Below are 19,424 nucleotides of genomic sequence, written 5' to 3' on the forward strand. Positions count from 1 at the left end.
CCGCGATTTTTTTCTAAAAGGCGTCCGGGCAGGATCTTGAATGTAGGCCCTGCCCGGCTGTTGTTTTAGCGGTTCCAGAACACATGGACTTCGCGGTATCCGGTTTCAAGGGTGAACACGTCGCCACCCAGCTCCATGTCACGGGCCATGGCTTCGTAATTGATGTAATAGGCCAGTGACTCTGGAATCTGTGTGGTTTCTTCGGTCAGCTGCTGCGCGTAGTCGGCTAAGGATTCAAAGCTGCCGCAATAATCCTCTTCGGCTGCCCGGCGGGCCTCCTCGATGCTGGAGAAGTAGCTAAGAAGCGCTCCCCCGAATGCCGGGAATTCCTCGATGAAACAGGCGATCTCGTGGGCGGCTTCAATACCTTCATATTCGCCAAGCCGGTAGCCGTCGAAACCTTCGTAATCGTGGATCGCGTATTCCTCGGCATCCTGCACGGGCGAGGCTGCCAGCATGGCGTTGATCTGATCCTGGATATCCCCGACCTCTGCGCTCGCGTCAATCCAGACGCCGTGGAGATAACCGCTGTTATAGGCAGCAAGGTCGGCAACATAGATGCGGGGCGTGGTGGTCATGGCTGGGGCTCTCCTATCAGGGCTATGGGTGCATGTGCTGTGTGGTTCGCACATGCACCCCTGCCCGTCGGCGAGACCAGGGAGGCAAAACGCAACGGGGCCGGTAAAGGGAGGGGGATCACCCGGCCTGCACAAACCCATGTCGTTTTATGGGTGCGGAAGGTCGGGGACACCCTTTAACGGGGCGAAGCTTTACCCTTGCGTTGCGCCAGGGGCGGATGCCCCTTGAGTTTCTTCCTCTTTCGCGCAAGGGATCGTCACCTTAATGGCCGGGACAATTGCCCTTCGTTGGCCCGGTCGCGCGGACACGCGCGATAGAGCCCGGCCTGCCGTGCAAAGCGCAGCAGGTTCGCTACAAAATCTCGTCACCATTTCAATGCGGTCATCGCTGCTTCTCTTCTGCTTCCCTCGTCTTCTTTCATCACACCGCACATGCGTCCTGATCTATGGGCTTTCGCACAGGCGTTCGTCACGTCGGTACTGCAAGTCATGGAATGACTCCTTCTCTTCGTTGCGGCCCGTGAAAAGCGGGTGCAGCCGTGGCCTCGCCTGGTGCGTGGGCAAGCGCCATGAGGCCGCGATGGGTGGCTTAAAAAAAGAGGAGATAACGAAGATGAAACTGCTGACGATCTTTGAACTGGCTGCCAAATCTGAGAGCGAACTGCGCGCGCTCTACCGCACAGCCTTCAATGCGGCGGCGCGTGGCGACAAAGCCAGCGAAGACTGCCGGAATGCCCTCGCCTCATTGGCAAACATCCGGCGCGTAATGAGCGCAAGGGGAATGCGCCCCTGATGCCCGAAACGAGAAGCGGCCCCGAAAAGGGCCGCTTGGCGTGTGGACGAATTATGTCCCTTGAAGATTTTAGTATTGCGGCTCGCAGGGCGGTTTTGAATAGAAGGTAAACAGAACCAGCTTCTCGATGGGCTCATAAAACATGATGACTTTTTCCGGGCCACCTAATTGATAGGAATCCACAGGCACCGTCGCGACATGATGGAACGGGTGGCCGGAGGGGCTCCGGGGATAAACGGGCGTAATGCCGTTACATTCCGAGGCATAGTACAACGGCATACCGCGCATCCCTACCAGCCAGAGATCAACATCACCGCCGATTTGCTCTACAAAGGGGCACCGATCCCGGCTATCCACGCTCCTACCGGAATGAAGCCGGGAGAGATCCAAAAGATATCCTGTCTTGCGGTAGGCATCACGAACGGCCGCAAAAGACTTATTTCCAGCTTCGTAACATTCCATCAGTTCAGAGCGCGCTTCCGGATAGGGATCTGAAAGGTCTGCATTTTCTGCATGAAGGAAGAAATAACGAGGATCACCCATCAGGCGGTAACGACCGTCTTCGATTTTGAATCCGACCCAGTTCGTTTGCAGTAAGGCGGAATGATAGTCCGTATGCTCGGTAGCATAACCGACCAGACGATCTTCGCCCGGTTCAAGCGGACACAGCATATGCGCGTAACCAGACCACTCCCGATTAACCGAACTCAGATCAATACTGAAAAGCGGGTGCAGATGTGTGGCAAGGTCGGTTTGATCGGGAACAAAAACTAACTCAGGCTCTGGAAACATGTAAAAATCGGAAGGCTCCTGCGTGTAGTCAGGGCGTCGCGCGATCATCTCCCGGCATACATTTTTGAACGGATCACTATCTCGCCCCTCCTCCCTGAAATTCTTCGCAAGCTCGATAAAAATATCAAAATGGGCATCACTGAGGCTGGAAAGCTCTTTGGCAGAAAATTTGTAATTGTTGCTGTCATGCATCGACAGAACGAAGGATTGCAAATACTGCGCTGAGGCATCCCGCCCGTTGATCAATAAATCGGCATGCGTCTGAAAAGGCGATTCATACATGGCGTTATGTCCGAGATATTTTAGGTAACCATCTGGAAAGACCTGGTAGGTCAATCGGAATATTCCGATTGACCTACCAGGCATAAACAACTTTCAACCGTTCCTGGATGTCAGTCCTGATTGATATGCGCCATCATGCCATTGACATCGACTGCACGTATGTACCGTGCTGGGTTGGCGTCATTGGCGACTTCCTCAAAATGCTTTTCACCACAGAGGATTTTGGCACCCTCGACGTGGCGCAGATCGCCCCACCAGGTGCTGCCTTTGGTTTCCACCACGAAGTACAGTTTTTCCTTGCCTTCTTCATCATCGACGACAACCGCCCAGTCCGGGTTATAGGTGCCCAGCGGCGTGGGAATTTTGAACCAGGACGGCAGCTTCGCATACACCTTCACGGCTTCGTTACTTTCCAAAGCTTCAGCGAAGTTTTTCTCTACGCCCGCCGAATCATAGACGACATGCGTATAAACGGACTTCTGCGTCTCTAAGGTATTTTTCAAATAGCCTTTAAGCTCCTCCTGCTGGAAAAGTTCCTGCGCATAGAAGTGCTCGTCGCCGATCTTGCTGTACTTAATGCCATCGACTAGCGCCAGACGTTTGGTGCGGTTGATGGCCTCTGAGGCAAAGTCGATGAATTGTTGCGGGTTACGGGCAAAGTCCTGCAGGCGGCGACTCTCGGTGAGGATTTTGACGATGCTGCTGCGGGTCAGCTGGGTTTTGTCCTGCAAATCCGTAATGATGTCGGGAAGCTCAATGTCGTCCTCATGGATCGTCGTAAATTGAGAGGCACCCGTTTCCTTGGTCGTCACGCCGCCTTTGCCTATCGCAATATCAGCCTTTCGGAATTGCGCCCTGGTTTTGGTGATAGGCGGGCAGTCCAGAATGGCTTTGGCGCAATCGGCAATAAGCTTCTCGTTATTGAAGTCAACCCGGTAGGTCGTCTTGTACTTGATGCGATCCCAGAGCGCCTTGAACTCCTCGCTCTGCAGGACGGCCTCGCGGGTACGGATGATCCGGCGGTCATCGGCATTCTTGATATCAAGCTTGCCAGCAAGCTTCTTCAGCACACCCTGAATGTCCTCCACCGCAACATCAGGCTTTCTGCCCAATCCCGCCTTGATATCGTCGGGCAGCTTGAAGCAGCCGTCCTTGAGTGCGGCACGCAGAGAATCCTGAACCTTGCCCTTGACGTCGACATAGCCTTCGTCTTTCAGGAATTGCCAGATTTTCTCGGACTGCTCGAAGCCAAGCGGGGTAGCTTCCCCCTTCTCATTAACCGTCAGCACGGTCGCAAACTGGTGGGATTCAACGATGCCGAAACGGATGCCAGTATCTTTCTCCATCTCCGTCTGAAGATTTTCGGCGAACTCTTCATAACTCTCGGTCGCGATCACAGTGAGCGTGTTGATATCAGACCCGCGCAGGCGCTGCCCATCCTGATTGACGCAAAGGCGCAAGCCGCGCCCGATGGTCTGGCGGCGCTCCCGCTCGGTGCCCATTTCACGCAAGGCGCAAATCTGGAAGACGTTGGGGTTGTCCCAGCCCTCTTTGAGAGCCGAGTGGGAGAAAATAAACTTCAGCTTAGTATCAAAACTCAGCAGTTTTTCCTTCTCCTTCATAATTAGATTGTAGGCCCGTTCGGAGTTGTCACGGCCTGCCTGTGTGCTTTCTGCGGTGTCGACCAGGCGCTCCTTCTTGTCAATGGAGAAGTAGCCGTTGTGAACTTCGGCAGCATCTGTGTCTAGATCAATTTCTTTGAAGAGGCTCTGGTAGTCACTGGACTTGGCGAGCTTCGAATACTCCTCTTCAAACATCAAGGCGTATTTGCCTTTGACCGGATTACCAGCTTCATCGTACTGGCGATAATGCTCAACGCTGTCGATAAAGAACAGGCTCAAAACCTTGATAGGCTGCTTGTTCGCAGCAAAGGTGAGCTCCTTGTCGAGATGCTCCTTGATCGTGCGACGGATCATAAGGCGCTTGATCTCATCCGGACTTACTGCCCCAATGGCTTCGCCAGGACGCAATACCTGGTCGATGCCCGGCCCTTTGATCTGGATTGATTCGTTGTCCTTGCCGCAAGTAATCGTGCCGATCTGCATATTCTCGTAGATGGCGCGGTTGGCGATTTGCTCCAGATCGTCACCGTCTTCGACGGTAAGAATCTCGCGCTTGATGTTCTTACCGCGCTGGACGTCGATTTCGATCTTGGCTGTGATCGAGCCTTTGCGGTTATGCGTAGATTCAAGCCTTACATAAGGCTTGTTGTTGCCTCCTTCGACCTTGAGGGAAGCGACCTCAATCTGCTTGACCAACCCTCGATCATAGGCGTCAAAGGCATCCAGACTATAAACCATGTGGTGCTCGTCCACATGGGTAGCGGAATAACGCAACGTGCAAAGCGGGCTCATGGCGTCCAGTGCTTTTTTACCCTGTCCCTGAAGGCCGCCATCCACGGTTTGCGGCTCGTCCACAATAATGATGGGGTTGGTCGCTTTGATGAGATCAATCGGCTTCTCACCGCCCGTGCTCTCATTTTCTTTGTAGAGGTTGTTAACGTCTTTTTTGTTGATGGCCCCTACGGTCGTCACCATGATCTGAATGTTCGGACTGGTGGCGAAGCTACGTACTAGCCCTGGCTTGGACGAGTCGTAAAGGAAATACTCATACCCCTTTGCTTTGGGGTAAAGGTTTTCAAAGTGATCGCGGGTGATTTTTAGTGTCTTATATGTGCCTTCCTTAATGGCAACAGAGGGCACAACAATCACGAATTTTGTAAATCCGTAATTTTTATTCAGTTCAAAAATGGTACGCAGATAGACGTAAGTCTTGCCTGTGCCGGTTTCCATTTCTACGGTGAAATCACCGCTCTTCAGATCCTTGGATGGTCGCAAACCGTTGCCTAGTTGGATGGCGCGAAGATTATCGATAATTTCGTCATCTACCAACTGTAAACGGTTACCCACTCCAAGCTCATTTTCTGCAAGACCCAGCGAGCGCTGCGGCCCGGACTCGGGCCGATAAGTGACTGTAAACTCAGAGCGGGAGATTTCCTGTCCTTTGAATAGCCCCAGGACAGACTCTATGGCCGACATCTGGTAATCAAGATTGTCTTCAAAATGCAGCTTCATCAGGCCCGCTCCTTACAAGCTGCGTACATGGGTTATGCCGTTCTGCTCTAGAATGGCAGCCATGTTGGTTTTTGAGACATCACCAATGAATGCACTATCACGGAAGAAAACATGCGTGTCGGAAGCAGGCTTTAGCTCTTCATGCCAATTCAAAATTGCGTGAGCAATTCCTTCGACCTCATCCTGAGAGATGGTCTCGTGAAGACACGCAAATACAGCGCCGTAGCCGATGCTATAAATATTTTTACCAATTACAGTTTTGGTCTCGATAGGTACAGCAAGATCAATGCCACGCTTGAGCAAAAGTTCAAATAAGATATCTTGCTCACTGCGCCCTTCGACCAAGTGCTCCTGATGAGAAAGGAGTGTCTCTTCAAGGTCTGTACGGTCAGGGTTCCAGGCTTTTATATTTGAGCTGGAAAGTTTGAACACCTTGTAACCCAGATCGCCGTTGAACTTCGGATAGTCCTTCTGGATGGACTTGGCTGCGCGTTTAATCCTTTCCCTGGAAATCTGAGAGATCGTCTTGAACCCTGCACTGAAAGCTTCAGAATCCTCTTCAACGGGTTCTGGAAGCTGGATGCTAATGTGCCTTCTGTTTCCAGAGTCCTTTGCATTAAGTAGCATTACTGCGTGAGCTGTTGTAGCTGACCCTGCAAAGAAGTCTAAGATAATGTCATCTTGAGACGAGTTTGGGGCGATCTGGATGCAACGCTCAATCATAGGAATAGGCTTTGGAAAGTCGAAAACCTTCTTTCCATCAAACAATGCTCTTACATCACGAGCTGCTTTTTTATTTCCGTCAAGGTCGTTCCAAAGCGGAGATGGACGCTTAGTCCTTCCCTCCAGGTAGTATTTCACATACGGCCACCAGACCTCTTGATCATCACGCTTTGTCTTTTTCCAAAGAATGAAATTGTCATTTAGCAAACGATCATATGCTTTTTTCTCGAAACGCCAACGACTTTCGTATCCAGCCGGGGCGATAGGGTATACATCCTCGCCGTCTGGATTAGTTACAGGATAAAATAGCTTTGGCCGATCTTCACGCCGGTCATTGGAGCCGGTTTTTCTCATCTGGTCGTATGCAAACTTTCCTCGCTCATCTTCGTTCTCAAAGCGGGTCAAGTCCTTTTCATTGAGAGGAAGGCCGCAGAGGTCAAAACCTACGCTTTTTGAGTAAACCAGGATGTAGTCAAAAGAGCTGCCGAGGCCGCCACTATCCTGGCCAGTTGTCTGACCAGTAGCTCGACAAACCTCACCCATGAAGTTCTCTTGACCGAAAATATCATCGCAAATGATTTTTAAGTTTGCGTGCTCATTATCATCAATGGAAATGAAAATTATCCCATCTTCGGTCAGCAAGCTGCGAGCCAGCTTGAGGCGAGGATACATCATGTTAAGCCAGTTCGTGTGCTTGCGCCCAGAAGTTTCAGTATTGCTGGAGAACTTCACCCCTTCATCGTCAACCTGGCCCGTGTATTTGAGATAGGTATCCAAGTTCTCTTGAAATCTATCAGGATAAATGAATTCTTTCCCAGTGTTATACGGAGGATCGATATAAATCATCTTAATCTTGCCTGCGTAGCTTTTCTGTAAAAGCTTCAGAACCTCAAGATTATCGCCTTCGATAAATAAATTCTGAGTCGTGTCCCAAGCAACACTTTCCCCTGGGCAAGGCCGTAGTGTTCCGGTCGATGGCGTCAAGGCGATCTGGCGGGCCTTCTTTTTGCCATGCCAGTTCAGGCCGTATTTCTCTTCACCTTCGTCGATGACACCTGCATCGCCCAGGAGTTGGCGCAGAGTGTCAAAATCCACGCCACCCTCGCCAAAAGCTTCAGCGAATATTGTTTTGAGCTGCTCGATATTTTCATTGACGATATTGGTGCTCTCACCGTCCTTCAGGGTCACTCGCTCAAGAGCTGGCTTATTCATCAAATGGTCTCTCTAATTTTTTCAATGACATCATTGATCTGTTTGATCTTGGTATTCAGCTCAACCTGCCGCCCCATCTGCTTCTCTTTTTTAAGCTTATTGGCGATCTCTGTCTTTTGCAGGTTGAGCTTTTCAAGCTCGCGGAGCCGTTCAAGACGGCCCTCGCTCGGTTTATTTTCTATATTATCGGCTGCAACCTGTTTATAGCGTCCACTATGGCTAGAGCAATTAATAGCTATGACACGATCAGTCAGGCTTTTATAGAAACTAAGGAAATTGACAAAGGAAAAGCTGTTGATATGGCAGTCTTTTAAGAAATCTGCCTGCGCTGCCGTGGGAGCGCCCAGGTCGATCCAATCCGTGTAAAGAGGGTCTTCGACGACCCATTTTTCCTTGTCCGCCTGGTTGATACGCTTGTCGGACACGCTTAGGCAGATCTGGCTGCCTTGGGTAAACAGCAGGATGAGCGGGTATGGGATCGACCGCTGCATAAAGTTCGCGATCCGCTTCAGCCGCTTGGCCGATGTCAACTCCACCTGGAGAACCGCGATTTCAGAAAAATCGCGCTCGCTATCAACATAAGCCGCGACGTTGATCGTGGCGGGTTTCAGGGTGTAGAGCCAACGGATTTTGTCAACATCATCCTTCAAGGCCGTTTTATCGGCGATATCGAGGATACCGTTTTCAAGAAAGAGCTTCTTGAAAACGGGTTTGTTCAATTCACAGGATCTGGGAATTGAAAGATGGTCGATGAAGGCTTCCAGCGTACCTGGCGTCATAGCATGTCCTTAGCCTTATGGAGCGTCCGTGATGATGAGGTAGGTTACAACAGCGAAATCCTCGATGCCCTGGCTGCTGGTGGCGGTCAGCACCGTGCCACCTCTGGTGAAGAGGCTTTGTACGCCCTTCTCTTCGCTTTTGCCTGCAATGCTATCAACCGCGACGGCCAGCAGCTGCTGGTATTGCGCCATGTCGGAGCCGTTCCTGGTACGGTCGTTTACCTGCCCGGTTGCATCCTCATCAACGGCAGATGCCGAGAGACCGTGCTTCTTCAGCAGGTCGAGTACCTTCTTGCTTTGCGTGAAGTTGAGCTCAACGACGGCTTCGTCCGTGACATAGACCAGGAAGAACGGCGCAAGCGGATAGTTCTCGTCCACTTGGACAGCGCGATGACCATCCCGGATGCTCTTCAGGCAGAAGATGACGCCAGGCTTGAGGCCATCCGCTTTGAGGTCGGCATCAATGGTGACTGCGGCATAGAGGCCGTGAGGAGCCTCTACCAGCTTGTGCAGGCCCTTCTTCATGTAGCCTGAAAGATCCATGCGGAAGTCGTTCAAGGTCAAGTCGGTGATGGAGACACCGCCTGCCATGTCTTCCAGATCGACCACGGCATCTTTGAGTTGCTGAAGCTGCCTGCGGCGATATTCCAGGTCGTTCATTTCCTGGGCGTTGGCGTCGATGACATTTTCCTCGCCCGTGGCCGAGACGTCCAGGAGCATCATGCGGCCTGCCACCCGTGCTTCCAGATTGATGTACTCGTCCAGCTCCATATTCGGCCAGAAGTTGATGAGTTGGATTCTGGTGTTTTTCGAGCCCAGGCGATCAACGCGACCAAAGCGCTGGATGATTCTGACCGGGTTCCAGTGAATGTCGTAGTTGATGAGCGTGTCGCAGTCCTGAAGGTTTTGACCCTCGCTGATGCAGTCGGTGGCAATCAGCAGGTCAATCTCAGCCTTCGCGTCGGGATCAATCTTTCCGCGCTCCTTCGACACGGGGGAAAATGCGGTCAGGAGGTTGTTCAGGTCAGACCCCGCCCCGGCCAGGGTCGTCTTGTTGGTGCCGCCGCCCGTGATGAGTGCACTGTGGATACCAAGTTCGTCCTTAGCCCAATCAGCAAGATGGGTATAGAGGTACTTCGCGGTATCGGCAAAGGCCGTGAAGACGATGACCTTCTTGTTTCCCGGATTAAGGGGCTCTCGGACTTTTTGGGCAATGACGTCTTTAAGCCTTTCGAGCTTGGCATCACGTGGCGCACCCACGGTTTGCGCGGATTCGACGATAGTGGTCAGGAAGATCCTGTCCGCCTCCAGCTCCTGCCTGAACCGGATGAGATCCATGTCCTGGAGCAGGACGCGGGTTTTATTGCCGATCATGAAGGGCTCAAGTTCCGGCGAGTCCATTTCAAAGTCGTGAATATCCTCGATATTCAGCGCTTCGATGTCGCCGCTTTCATGGGCGTCGATCTTCTGCAGCAGCGCTTCCACCTGCGCCAGCAGCTTTTGCGAGGTGAGCGTGAACGAGCTGATCGAGCTTTCCATGCGCTTGAGCAGATTCACCCGCATCAGGTGGATCAGGCTCTCTTCCCGGTCAACCTGCTTGAACACGCCCTTGCCGTCGCCCACAGCGTTGTCGTAGCGCCGGGCGTACTCGTCCTTCTTGTCAGTCCGAACGAACTTCATCGGCGAGTAGCCTGCGAGCGACAGCCTGCGGATTGTCTTGTTCACTTCCTTGAGCGGCGGAAATTCGTGCGTGGCGTCGATGTCCGCATAGATGTTCTGCGGTGGCAGACGTGTCGGGAACTGGCCGATATCTGCCGTGCCGTAGTATTTCTGAATATGCTTGCGGGAGCGCGCGATGGTGACGATATCGAGCAGCTTGAAATAGTCAAAGCTCATCGTATCCAGCAAGGACGCGACGCTACGGCTTTCAGGCGGTTGCTTGACCCACTGGTTGAACTGCTTCTGCGCCAGGCGCAGCGTGCTTTCCACATTCTTAATGCCGACATCGCTGAAGGCGTCATCACGCCCCTCGGTGATGAAGGCGACCTGATTCTTCAGGTCGTTCATGCGGTTGTTCACCGGCGTGGCGGAGAGCATCAGCACCCTGGTCTTCACACCTGACTGGATGATGTCCTCCATCAGGCGGCTATAGCGGTTTTTTGTGCCTTTGGTGGGGTTGTTGTTGCGGAAGTTGTGCGACTCGTCGATGACGATGAGGTCGTAATTTCCCCAGTTCAGGGTTTCAAGATTGATCTCACCGGAGCTGCCTTTCAGGCGCGAGAGATCGGTATGGTTCAGGACGTCATAGTTGAAACGGTCTTGCGCCAGCAGGTTGCGCTTGTCGTTGACGGTGTAGATAGTCCAGTTATCCCGAAGCTTTTTCGGGCATAGCACCAGCACACGGTCATTGCGCAGCTCGTAATACTTGATGACGGCCAGCGCCTCGAAGGTCTTACCCAGACCGACGCTGTCGGCAATGATGCAGCCATTGTGCTTTTCGAGCTTATCGATGGCACCGAGCACGCCATCCTTCTGGAATTTATAGAGCTTGTTCCAGACAAGGGTGTCCTTGAAACCGGTCTTGGTCTTGATGATGCTCTCTTCGTCGATGTCGTCGAGGAAGTCTTTGAAAATGTTGTAGAGCGTCAGGAAATAAATGAAATCGCCGGGCTGGTCGGCGGCGATGAATTCCAGCTTTTCAAGGAGCTCGTCCTTGATGTCGCGAGCTTTAGGGGCGTCCGCCCAGACAGAGTTAAACCAGGACAGCAGCTGCTTGGTGGTTTCCGGATCACTGATGCCGGTATTCATTAGCGGGGTATCGGCTTGGACTTCGCCCAGACCGGCAGGAGTGAAGGCTGAACTGCCGTGAATGGCGAAGCTGCCCTGGCTGCCGTCTTCGACCAGGAACATGTTCTGCGCCGCGTTGGCTGAGCGTACCTCGGCCTTGCTGGCGAGCCATTTGGCGCATTCCCTGGCGATGCGCTTTTGATCGAGCTGGTTCACGAGGCGCAGGTCAGTATCAGACCCAATGAGTGCCTGAAGCGGCGAGCCTTCCCAGTCGGAGAGCAGCAGCCTTGCACCGTCCATGCGGGAAAGCTCCTTCCTGAGCGCTGAGAAGCCATAGATGGTGAACAGGCCTGAAAGCACGGATAGCTTCGATCCGGCAGCGAGGTGATCGCGCAGCGTGTTCCCTACGTGGCCGTTATTTCTATTGTCCAGTAACAAAGCTTGTCCACCCTAACTCAAATGCGATTTTTGACCGTTTGCTGGTCGATCCAGTCTTCGATGACGGCCTTTCGGAACCGCCAACTGCCCCCTACCTTGAAGCCAGGAATCGTCCCGTCGGCGGCCAGACGGTAGGCCGTCTTCTCCGCGAGCTTGAGGTATTCAGCTACCTCCTTGAGGGTCATTATCTCTTCAGGCATCTCATCCGCCCCTGCTTTGATGCCTGAGAGAATAAGGGGAAATCGGGGAATGGCCAAATGCTATCGACACTCTTTCAGACGGAGGTACCAGTTTACCTACCGGCTGGTAGAGGCAAAGCAATATGGATTCGCCACACGCTCGCCACAAGTCCAAAACGACCATGGCGGACAATGGCGGATTTCTGCGGGTTTCAGCGTGTGGCATTTTGTGGCAAGAATTGAATTTTCAAAGAATAAAGGGTCAGTCTGCGAAGACTAACCAATTGATATTATTTATAATTTTGATGGCGATCCCGGCAGGACTCGAACCTGCAACCCCCTGCTTAGAAGGCGGCAAAATATCTATCTATATCAGATACTTGTATTGCGCTCGCCACAAACTCGCCACAAGGATCAGCTTACATACATCCGGCTGACCGCTGCTCGAACCAAATCAGCGTCGCTTTCGTCGGTATTTTTCATGAGATGGGCATAAGTATTGAGCGTGATAGAAGGGTCTTTATGACCCATAAGCTTCTGGATTCTGGTGATAGCAATATTGTTGGCAATCAGCATCGACGCATAATAATGCCGCAGGGCATACGGATGATATTTTGGCCGGATAAATGTCTTTCCGTTCTCTTCAACCTCCTGCAACAATCCAGCCTTTTCCATCATCGAAAACCAGGCGGCGTGACGGTAATTGCGAGTTGAAATCGGCGTATTGGAACGTGTGCCAAATATCAAATCATCTGGACTCCATTTATCGCGTTTGGCAATGAATGAATTCAGGATATCCATGGTTTGAGGCTCTATCGGGATAATCCGCATTCCAGACTTCGTCTTCGGCTTGCCGATATCGCCGGTTTTTTTCAGTGCCTGACTGACTCGGATAGCGTTGTTCATTACATCACGATGCGGCAGCGCAAGATATTCTTGCGGACGCATACCGGAGCCGACAGCCAGCCAGATCATCGGTCTGTAAATCTCCCATACCTTGGCGGTTCGCTTGTCCGAGGCAGCGGCCAGGTCATCGGTCGCTTTAAGCATCGCCTTCACCTCACCCGTCGTCGGAATATCGACCTCTTCATTCTCCAGCTGAATCGCTACACCCGACACCGGGTCTTGCAGCAGCATGTCACGGTCGATCAGTTCCTTGACCACAGAATGAAGACTTAGCAATGTTTTTGAGGCCATATAACGGCTCGTCCGACGCAACAGCCACGAACGGAATTTCACCACGTCAGCCTTGTTAAGCTCGTGAGGCCCCTTCCCCCAGTCATATTCACACATCAGGTCGCCCCGGACTTCGTAGAGCTGATAGGTGAACGCACTGACCGGAGGACGCCCGCCGCGACCTTCATTGCGGCAGACGTCGAGCCACAGCCGAACGGCAGCATTCATGGTCTTGAATTCGGAGTCTTCCGGCTTGCGGGTTGAAAGAGATTCGATGAATAGCTGCGCATCCTTTCGCCGGGGAAAGGTCTTATAACCGGACTTACCGTTCTTCTGAAGATAACGAACCTGATAGGTCGTTCCTTTTGCGCCTGTTCTTTTTCGAATGTCGGACATGATTCTGGTTAGCGTACTTAGCTGTTTCGGTCAAATGTTCCTTTTAAGCTTTTAGGGGTTATATGCGCAGCATTTTGAGCCTCAACCTGGCAGGTATTGTAAATCTCAACCAGCAGGTTTTTGTCGATCTTCAGGCGTCCGTCGATAGGATCGACGAAGAACGGCAATTTACGCTTGCCGTGGGCGTCTGGGTCGGCGGCCCGCTTGAGCTGGCGGTGGCTGAGCTCAATGCCATTCTCGGCAAGTACGCTTCTGGCCTGCTCAAGATTCACATAACGAGGAAATTCCATGATGGCATTCATCTCCCTTCGCAGTGGTTGAAGAAAGTAAAACGCAGGGTCAAATCTTGTAATCGTCGGCAGCGCTTTTGTACGGGCCGTTGCTGTGCAGCTTGTTCACCGACTGGCCGCACCTGTTACGCGGTACGACTTCTTCACCAAACTCATTGACAGGATTTACGTACAGGGTGGCGTTTTTAAAGTGCTTTACGTTGTAGTCTTCCTCCAGCTCTTTGAGCTTTTCATAGAATGCCTGACGCAGCTGCGCCATCGTCATCTCCCCTCTGATTATGATTTGCATCCTATAAATCTCTTATGCGCAATAAATAAAATTTGTCTCAATAATTTTATAATGAGACTGAAGGGGTTTATTTTTACTTAATTTTTTACATTCTATGGTTGTGTATTTTCAGACAGGCAGCGCCATGATCCGCCCCTGTCCGTTTGAGCCCCGTTGAGATCAGGAGGAAGCCGAGAGGAGGAGCACCATCTGTCCTCTGGTAAGTTGAAACCATGCTCCCTATGGAGGTGCGCCATGGTTTCCTACTACTCCACACAGGATCTCTGCGAACGCTTCCGTTGTTCAAGCCGGACGCTGTTTAGGCGTATGAAGCGTGCCGTGAACCCGTTCCCTTCCCCCTGCATGAAGCATGTCGGGAGCTTCAATCTCTGGGACGCAGAAGATGTGGCGCACTGGGAACGGCGTGAGCGGGAAAGATGCGCCAGCTCAATCCCGACTTAACACAACCAAAACACCATATTCATAATGCGACATACAACCTTATGCGCCTCTATGTATACAACCAGTAATCATGCAAGAAAAAATAAAAAGCCACCTGATAACTCAGGGAATCAGATTGCTTTGGGTACAAACGTATGATTGAGTTTATTTTGTTATTCAAGTGTATCCACCTGCGAGCCAGGCAAGCAGAATAAATTTTTATTAGAGGGTGTAATGAAGTTTAAGTTTGGTAAAAAGCTTGTATGGCTGCCTATTTTTCTTGCCCTTCTTGCGTCCTATCCCGCCTATAAAATTTATAAAGTACAGCCGATGATGCTTAGCGTATCCGGCACTATCGAAAGTGGCCAGATTGTCACTGGCAACATTCCCAATACTTCAACGACGGACACATACACTTTTGAAGCTAACACCGGCGATGCACTTTTGGCATCCGTGGGAGAGGTCGGCGCTCTCACCAATTTCAGTCCGGTAGTAAGACTTAAAAAGCCTAATGGCACGCAAGGCTGTGCCGGTCAGGGCACCATTCACGCTACTTGTGAAGCGCTTAATGCAACAGGCGGCACATGGACGATGGAGGTGACTCGCACCACAGGCACGGCTGGGGGCGATTATGAGGCTACCGTAATAGTTGTTCCGGGGGCCACGGCCATATCAGGAGCAAGTACAGGGGGCACTATGTACCCCGGAACGACCTATGGCGGTGCGGTCACTCGTGGAGGTGTTGATGTTTACACCTTCTCAGGGGGCACCAGCAGCCCAGCCGTAGTCAGCTTGGGGGCATCCAGCAGCAACTCGGCATTAAGAGTATGGGCCAGAGTTTACGATGGTGATGGCAGCGGTAAGGGCGCTGCTCTAGCTGGCCCCACTTCACCCAGCACCCTAAATGTGACTTCCATCGTTGCTGGAGAGACTTATAGCGTTCTTGTCTATAAACAAGATCAGAACGACATTACTGACGGCACCTACACGCTTTCCGTATCCCCTGCAGGTCTTGCCACTGCCGCCAAGGGCGACGGTGCGAACTGTTTTGACTGCTGCGTCGGTGGTGCGGCAGTGGGCGACCCGATCAATGTCGCGACTGGCAACCTTTATGAAGACGTGACGGATTACACCACGGCGGGCACCAACCCGCTGACCTTCACCCGCAGCTATAACAGCCAGTCTTATACGCGCAACCTGTACCCGACGATCATGGGCATGAACTGGCGCTCGAACTTCGACCGTTACTTACGCATTCTTTCCGGTTCTCAGGCGACTGCCGAGCGCGCCGACGGCCAGGTCATCAACTTCACCAGCAGCGGCACATGGACACCCAGTACCGATCAGGATTACCGCCTGACCAGCAGCGGATCGACCTATACGCTCAAAGATTCCGACGACACCACCGAAACCTATACGGTGACCAGTGGCAAGGGCCGCCTGGATTCCATTGCCTGGCGCAACGGCTACAGCCAGACCTTAAGCTATACCAGCGCCGGAGAGTTAAGCAGCGTCAGCGATTCTTATGGCCGTTCGCTGGGCTTCACCTTCACCAGCGGCGCGGTCAGTTATGTCACCACGCCCGACAACATGACACTGACCTATGGCTACACCCAGCCCTCGGGCAGCAATAACCGCCTGGAGACAGTGACCTATAACACCAGCCCCACCACCACACTCACCTATCTTTATGAAACCGCCGAACTGCCGTGGATGCTGACCGGCATCACCGATGAAAACGGCAACCGCTTCGCGACATGGACGTATGACGGCGCGGGTCGCGCCACCTCCAGCACACACGCGGGCAGCGCGGGCCTGACCAGCATTTCCTACAGCAGCGCCGGGAATCTCGTCACCGGGCCGCTCGGCATTCAGGACACTTATAAATTCACCACGCTGCAAAGTACGCCGAAGCTCAGCCGGATCGACCGCGCTGCCAACGGCACCGTTGCAGCAGCCACGCGCCTGTTCACCTATGACGCCAACGGTTATCTGGCCACCCAGACCGACTGGAACGGCGTGCAGACCGCCTATACCAACAACAGCCGTGGCGATCCAACAGCCATCGTTTATGCCTCCGGCACCGCGAACCAGTACACCACCAGCATTTCGTATGACGCGACATGGGTGCGCCTGCCCGCGACCATCACCAATCCGGGCGTAACAGGCAGCTTCACCTATAGCAGCACCAGCGGCCATATGCTCACCAGCACGCTGACCGATACGACGTCACAGACGATCCCCTATTCCACCAACGGGCAGACGCGCACCAGCACGTTCACCTATACCTCGACGGGCCTCTTAAGCACGGCACAATCCCCGCGCACCGATCTGACCTCGACCACGACTTATACCTATAGCGGCGGCACACTTGCGACCATTACCGACCCGGTCAGCCTTGTCACCACTATCAACACGGCGCAGGGCGGTGGCTTGCCGCTCACCATCACCGACCCGAACAGTAACGTCACGACGCTGGCCTATAACAACCGCAACTGGCTGACCAGCAGCAGTCTGGCCGTCACGGGCGGCAGCCTGACCACGACCATTCAATATGACTCGGCAGGCAACCTGACCAAAACCACGCTGCCGGATGCCTCATATCTTTCTTACGGCTACGACAACGCCCACCGCCTGACCAGCATCACCAACCGTCTGAACGAAACCCAGAACTTCACGCTGGATAACGACGACAACATCACGCAGGCTCTCTGGAAAGATTCATCCGCCGTCACCAAGCGCCAACAAACCGCGACCTTCGACGCGCTCGGGCGGATGCTGACTTCCGTGGGCGGGATGAGCCAGTCCACAGCCTTCACTTACGACGATAACGGCAATGTGCTGACCGTGACCGACCCGCTCACATACGTCACCACCATGACGTATGACGACCTGAACCGTGTATTAACGGTGACGGACGCCGCAACCAACCTGACCAGCTACACCTATGACCTGCTGGGCCGGGTGCTGACCGTGACCGACCCGCGCGGCAAGGTGACCACTTACGTCTATAACGGCTTTGGCGACGTCATTCAGGAAACCTCGCCGGATCGCGGCACATGGGTCTGGTATTACGACAAAGTCTCCAACGTCACGCAGCAGATCGACGGCAACTCTGTTACCACCAACATGACGTATGACGCGGCGGATCGTATCCTCACCCGCACATACCCAGCTGATAGCAGCCTCGATGTCGCCTACACCTACGACCAGGGCGGCCACGGTGATGGCATCGGGCGCCTGACCACGCTGACCGATCAGGCAGGCACCTTGTCGCTCGATTACGACGAACGCGGTCTGGTGACGTCGCAGGATCGTGTGATTTCGGGCACCACCTATACGACCGACTTCACCTATGAAAGCGCCGGGCGTTACAGCACCATCACCTATCCGGATGCAGGCTGGATCATCGGCTACACCCGCGATAACGCAGGCCAGATCTCTGCCGTCACCGCCAAGGAACCCGGCCAGTCGCCCACAAACGTGGCGACTTCCATCGCGTATCTTCCCTATGGGCCGGTGTCGTCGTTCACTTACGGCAACAGCCTGTCTGCCACGCGGAGTTATGACCTTGATTACCGCCCCACGGGCATCCGCTATGCCAGCGCGGGGGGCAATATCTATTACACCTCCAGCACGTGGAACGCGAACAACAACCTGACCAATATCGTGGACAATGTTACGCCCGCGAACAATCAGGATCTGACCTACGACGTGATCGACAGGCTGACCTATGCCAGTTCAGGCAGCTATACGTCATCGAGCATCACGTATGACAGCAATTCCAACCGCCTGACCTATGGCGGGACGAGCTACACGATCAGCAGCACCAGCAACCGCATGACGGCTGCCGGGGGTACGTCGATCACGTATACATCTGCGGGTAACGTCAGCGCCATTGGCTCCGACACGTTCGCCTATAACAAGGCCAACCAGCTTGCCACCGCCACCGTATCAGGCACCGCCAGCGCCTATGTCTATGACGCGTTCGGCCAGCGCCTGAAATCCACGGTCGGCGCGGGCACACCCGTCATCCAGCAATACGGCATGGGCGGGATGCTCCTCTCTGAAACGCAAGGCGCCGCAGAAACTAATTATGTCTACCTGAACGGATTGCCCATCGCGGCGATCAACACGGCCAGCCCTGCCATCTCTTACGTCCACCCCGACCATCTCGGCACGCCGCAGCGGGCGACCAACAGCGGCCAGAGCATCGTCTGGACGGGCAATTACCAGCCGTTCGGCAGTGTGACACCGACGACCAGCATCACCCAGAACCTGCGCTTCCCCGGCCAGTACGCCGACCCCACAGGCATGTATTACAACATGTTCCGCAACTACAACCCGGCGCTCGGGCGGTATCTGGAATCCGATCCGATTGGGTTGATGGGCGGGATTAACACCTACAACTACGCCCTCAATAATCCTTATAGGTATGTTGATCCAGACGGGCAAAATCCAGTTCTCTTTGCTCTAATGGTTGGAGGTGCTTTGTTGGGCAGTACAACGCCCGCATATGCTCCGGCCCCAAGTGATCCAACACCACCGCCAAAATCTGATGCGCAGATGGTGGCAAATATGTTCGGCGGCGTTGCGATGATGGCTCCAGTCATGCCCGCTGTTCGTGCTGTAAAGTCGATGGCTAGCGGTATGGCAAAAGCCATCAAGGATAGGAGCTGGGGAGCGAGCGGAAAAGGCAAAAACCAACCAGCTGTAAGCTCTCCAGAAGCCAGTAGCACAGCGACAACCGCAGTAAAGGGGGCAAATGGTACGCAGAGGGCTAACCCTGTAAGCACTGGATGCAAAAGTGGAGATTGTGTAAGCACACCGACACGTCAGTATCCTGGAAATGACCCTACGAAAGCTCCAGAGGGTATGGAATGGCGCGGCAGGCCTGGCAGTGCTCCGGGTAGCAAAGACGGAAATTATTACAACCCTAAAACCAATGAGAGCTTACGACCTGACTTAGACCATCCTGATCCAGTAGGCCCCCATTGGGATTATCGTGGCCCAAGTGGAGATTGGTACAGGATCATGCCTGATGGAACAGTAATTCCTAAATAGCGAGGTTAAAATGAAAGATTGGCGGCTTCAAGGACAAGAAAAATTCTTAATGGGGGCTGAGCTATCTTGGGCTAAGTACCTCCCATACCGCC

General features: G+C 53.3%; 12 protein-coding genes. 2 read left to right on the forward strand and 10 right to left on the reverse strand.

The genetic code is table 11. The annotated features are described in order from the left end of the window. Window positions 1-65: 65 nt before the first annotated feature. Window positions 66-578 carry an antirestriction protein ArdA gene (locus tag ACODSK_RS06590; protein WP_489014746.1) on the reverse strand — a complete coding sequence of 171 codons (513 nt, stop codon included), beginning with the start codon at window positions 576-578 and terminating at the stop codon, window positions 66-68. 613 nt (window positions 579-1,191) lie between these two features. On the opposite strand from ACODSK_RS06590, the gene ACODSK_RS06595 reads away from it, so the two are divergent. Further along, complete coding sequence (locus ACODSK_RS06595; RefSeq protein WP_489014748.1) at window positions 1,192-1,371, forward strand: hypothetical protein; 180 nt, start codon at window positions 1,192-1,194, stop codon at window positions 1,369-1,371. A gap of 69 nt (window positions 1,372-1,440) precedes the next feature. Here the strand turns inward: ACODSK_RS06595 and ACODSK_RS06600 are convergent, their stop codons facing one another. The 9 genes from ACODSK_RS06600 to ACODSK_RS06640 all read right to left on the reverse strand — a co-directional run bounded on the left by ACODSK_RS06600 (window position 1,441) and on the right by ACODSK_RS06640 (window position 13,818). Beyond that, complete coding sequence (locus ACODSK_RS06600; protein ID WP_489014749.1) at window positions 1,441-2,499, reverse strand: hypothetical protein; 1,059 nt, start codon at window positions 2,497-2,499, stop codon at window positions 1,441-1,443. A 56-nt stretch (window positions 2,500-2,555) separates the two neighbouring features. Then, the gene (locus ACODSK_RS06605) at window positions 2,556-5,579 is read right to left on the reverse strand and encodes a type III restriction-modification system endonuclease (RefSeq protein WP_489014751.1); all 3,024 of its coding nucleotides are present in this window, start codon (window positions 5,577-5,579) and stop codon (window positions 2,556-2,558) included. A 12-nt stretch (window positions 5,580-5,591) separates the two neighbouring features. After that, window positions 5,592-7,514, reverse strand: coding sequence for a site-specific DNA-methyltransferase (locus ACODSK_RS06610; RefSeq protein ID WP_489014753.1), 1,923 nt, complete (start codon window positions 7,512-7,514; stop codon window positions 5,592-5,594). Further along, window positions 7,514-8,293 (reverse strand): DUF4391 domain-containing protein, encoded by a 780-nt coding sequence (locus ACODSK_RS06615; RefSeq protein ID WP_489014755.1) that lies wholly within the window; start codon window positions 8,291-8,293, stop codon window positions 7,514-7,516. Before ACODSK_RS06615 ends, ACODSK_RS06610 begins: the two co-directional genes overlap by 1 nt. A gap of 15 nt (window positions 8,294-8,308) precedes the next feature. Further along, window positions 8,309-11,518 (reverse strand): helicase-related protein, encoded by a 3,210-nt coding sequence (locus ACODSK_RS06620; RefSeq protein WP_489014756.1) that lies wholly within the window; start codon window positions 11,516-11,518, stop codon window positions 8,309-8,311. Between the two features lie 17 nt (window positions 11,519-11,535). After that, a complete protein-coding gene (locus ACODSK_RS06625; protein ID WP_439900223.1) occupies window positions 11,536-11,703 on the reverse strand; it encodes a helix-turn-helix domain-containing protein in 168 nt (55 codons plus the stop codon). A gap of 408 nt (window positions 11,704-12,111) precedes the next feature. Continuing rightward, on the reverse strand, window positions 12,112-13,269 hold the full coding sequence (locus tag ACODSK_RS06630; protein ID WP_489014758.1) for a tyrosine-type recombinase/integrase: 1,158 nt from the start codon (window positions 13,267-13,269) through the stop codon (window positions 12,112-12,114). Window positions 13,270-13,286: 17 nt separating this feature from the next. After that, window positions 13,287-13,559, reverse strand: coding sequence for a hypothetical protein (locus tag ACODSK_RS06635; protein WP_489014759.1), 273 nt, complete (start codon window positions 13,557-13,559; stop codon window positions 13,287-13,289). 49 nt (window positions 13,560-13,608) lie between these two features. Then, the gene (locus tag ACODSK_RS06640) at window positions 13,609-13,818 is read right to left on the reverse strand and encodes a hypothetical protein (protein WP_489014760.1); all 210 of its coding nucleotides are present in this window, start codon (window positions 13,816-13,818) and stop codon (window positions 13,609-13,611) included. Window positions 13,819-14,502: 684 nt separating this feature from the next. Here ACODSK_RS06640 and ACODSK_RS06645 point away from each other — a divergent pair. Continuing rightward, window positions 14,503-19,332: an RHS repeat-associated core domain-containing protein gene (locus ACODSK_RS06645; protein WP_489014762.1), complete on the forward strand. Its 4,830-nt coding sequence runs from the start codon at window positions 14,503-14,505 to the stop codon at window positions 19,330-19,332. Window positions 19,333-19,424 lie beyond the last annotated feature (92 nt).

The sequence above is a fragment of the Pseudomonas sp. FG98 genome, assembly GCF_057808595.1.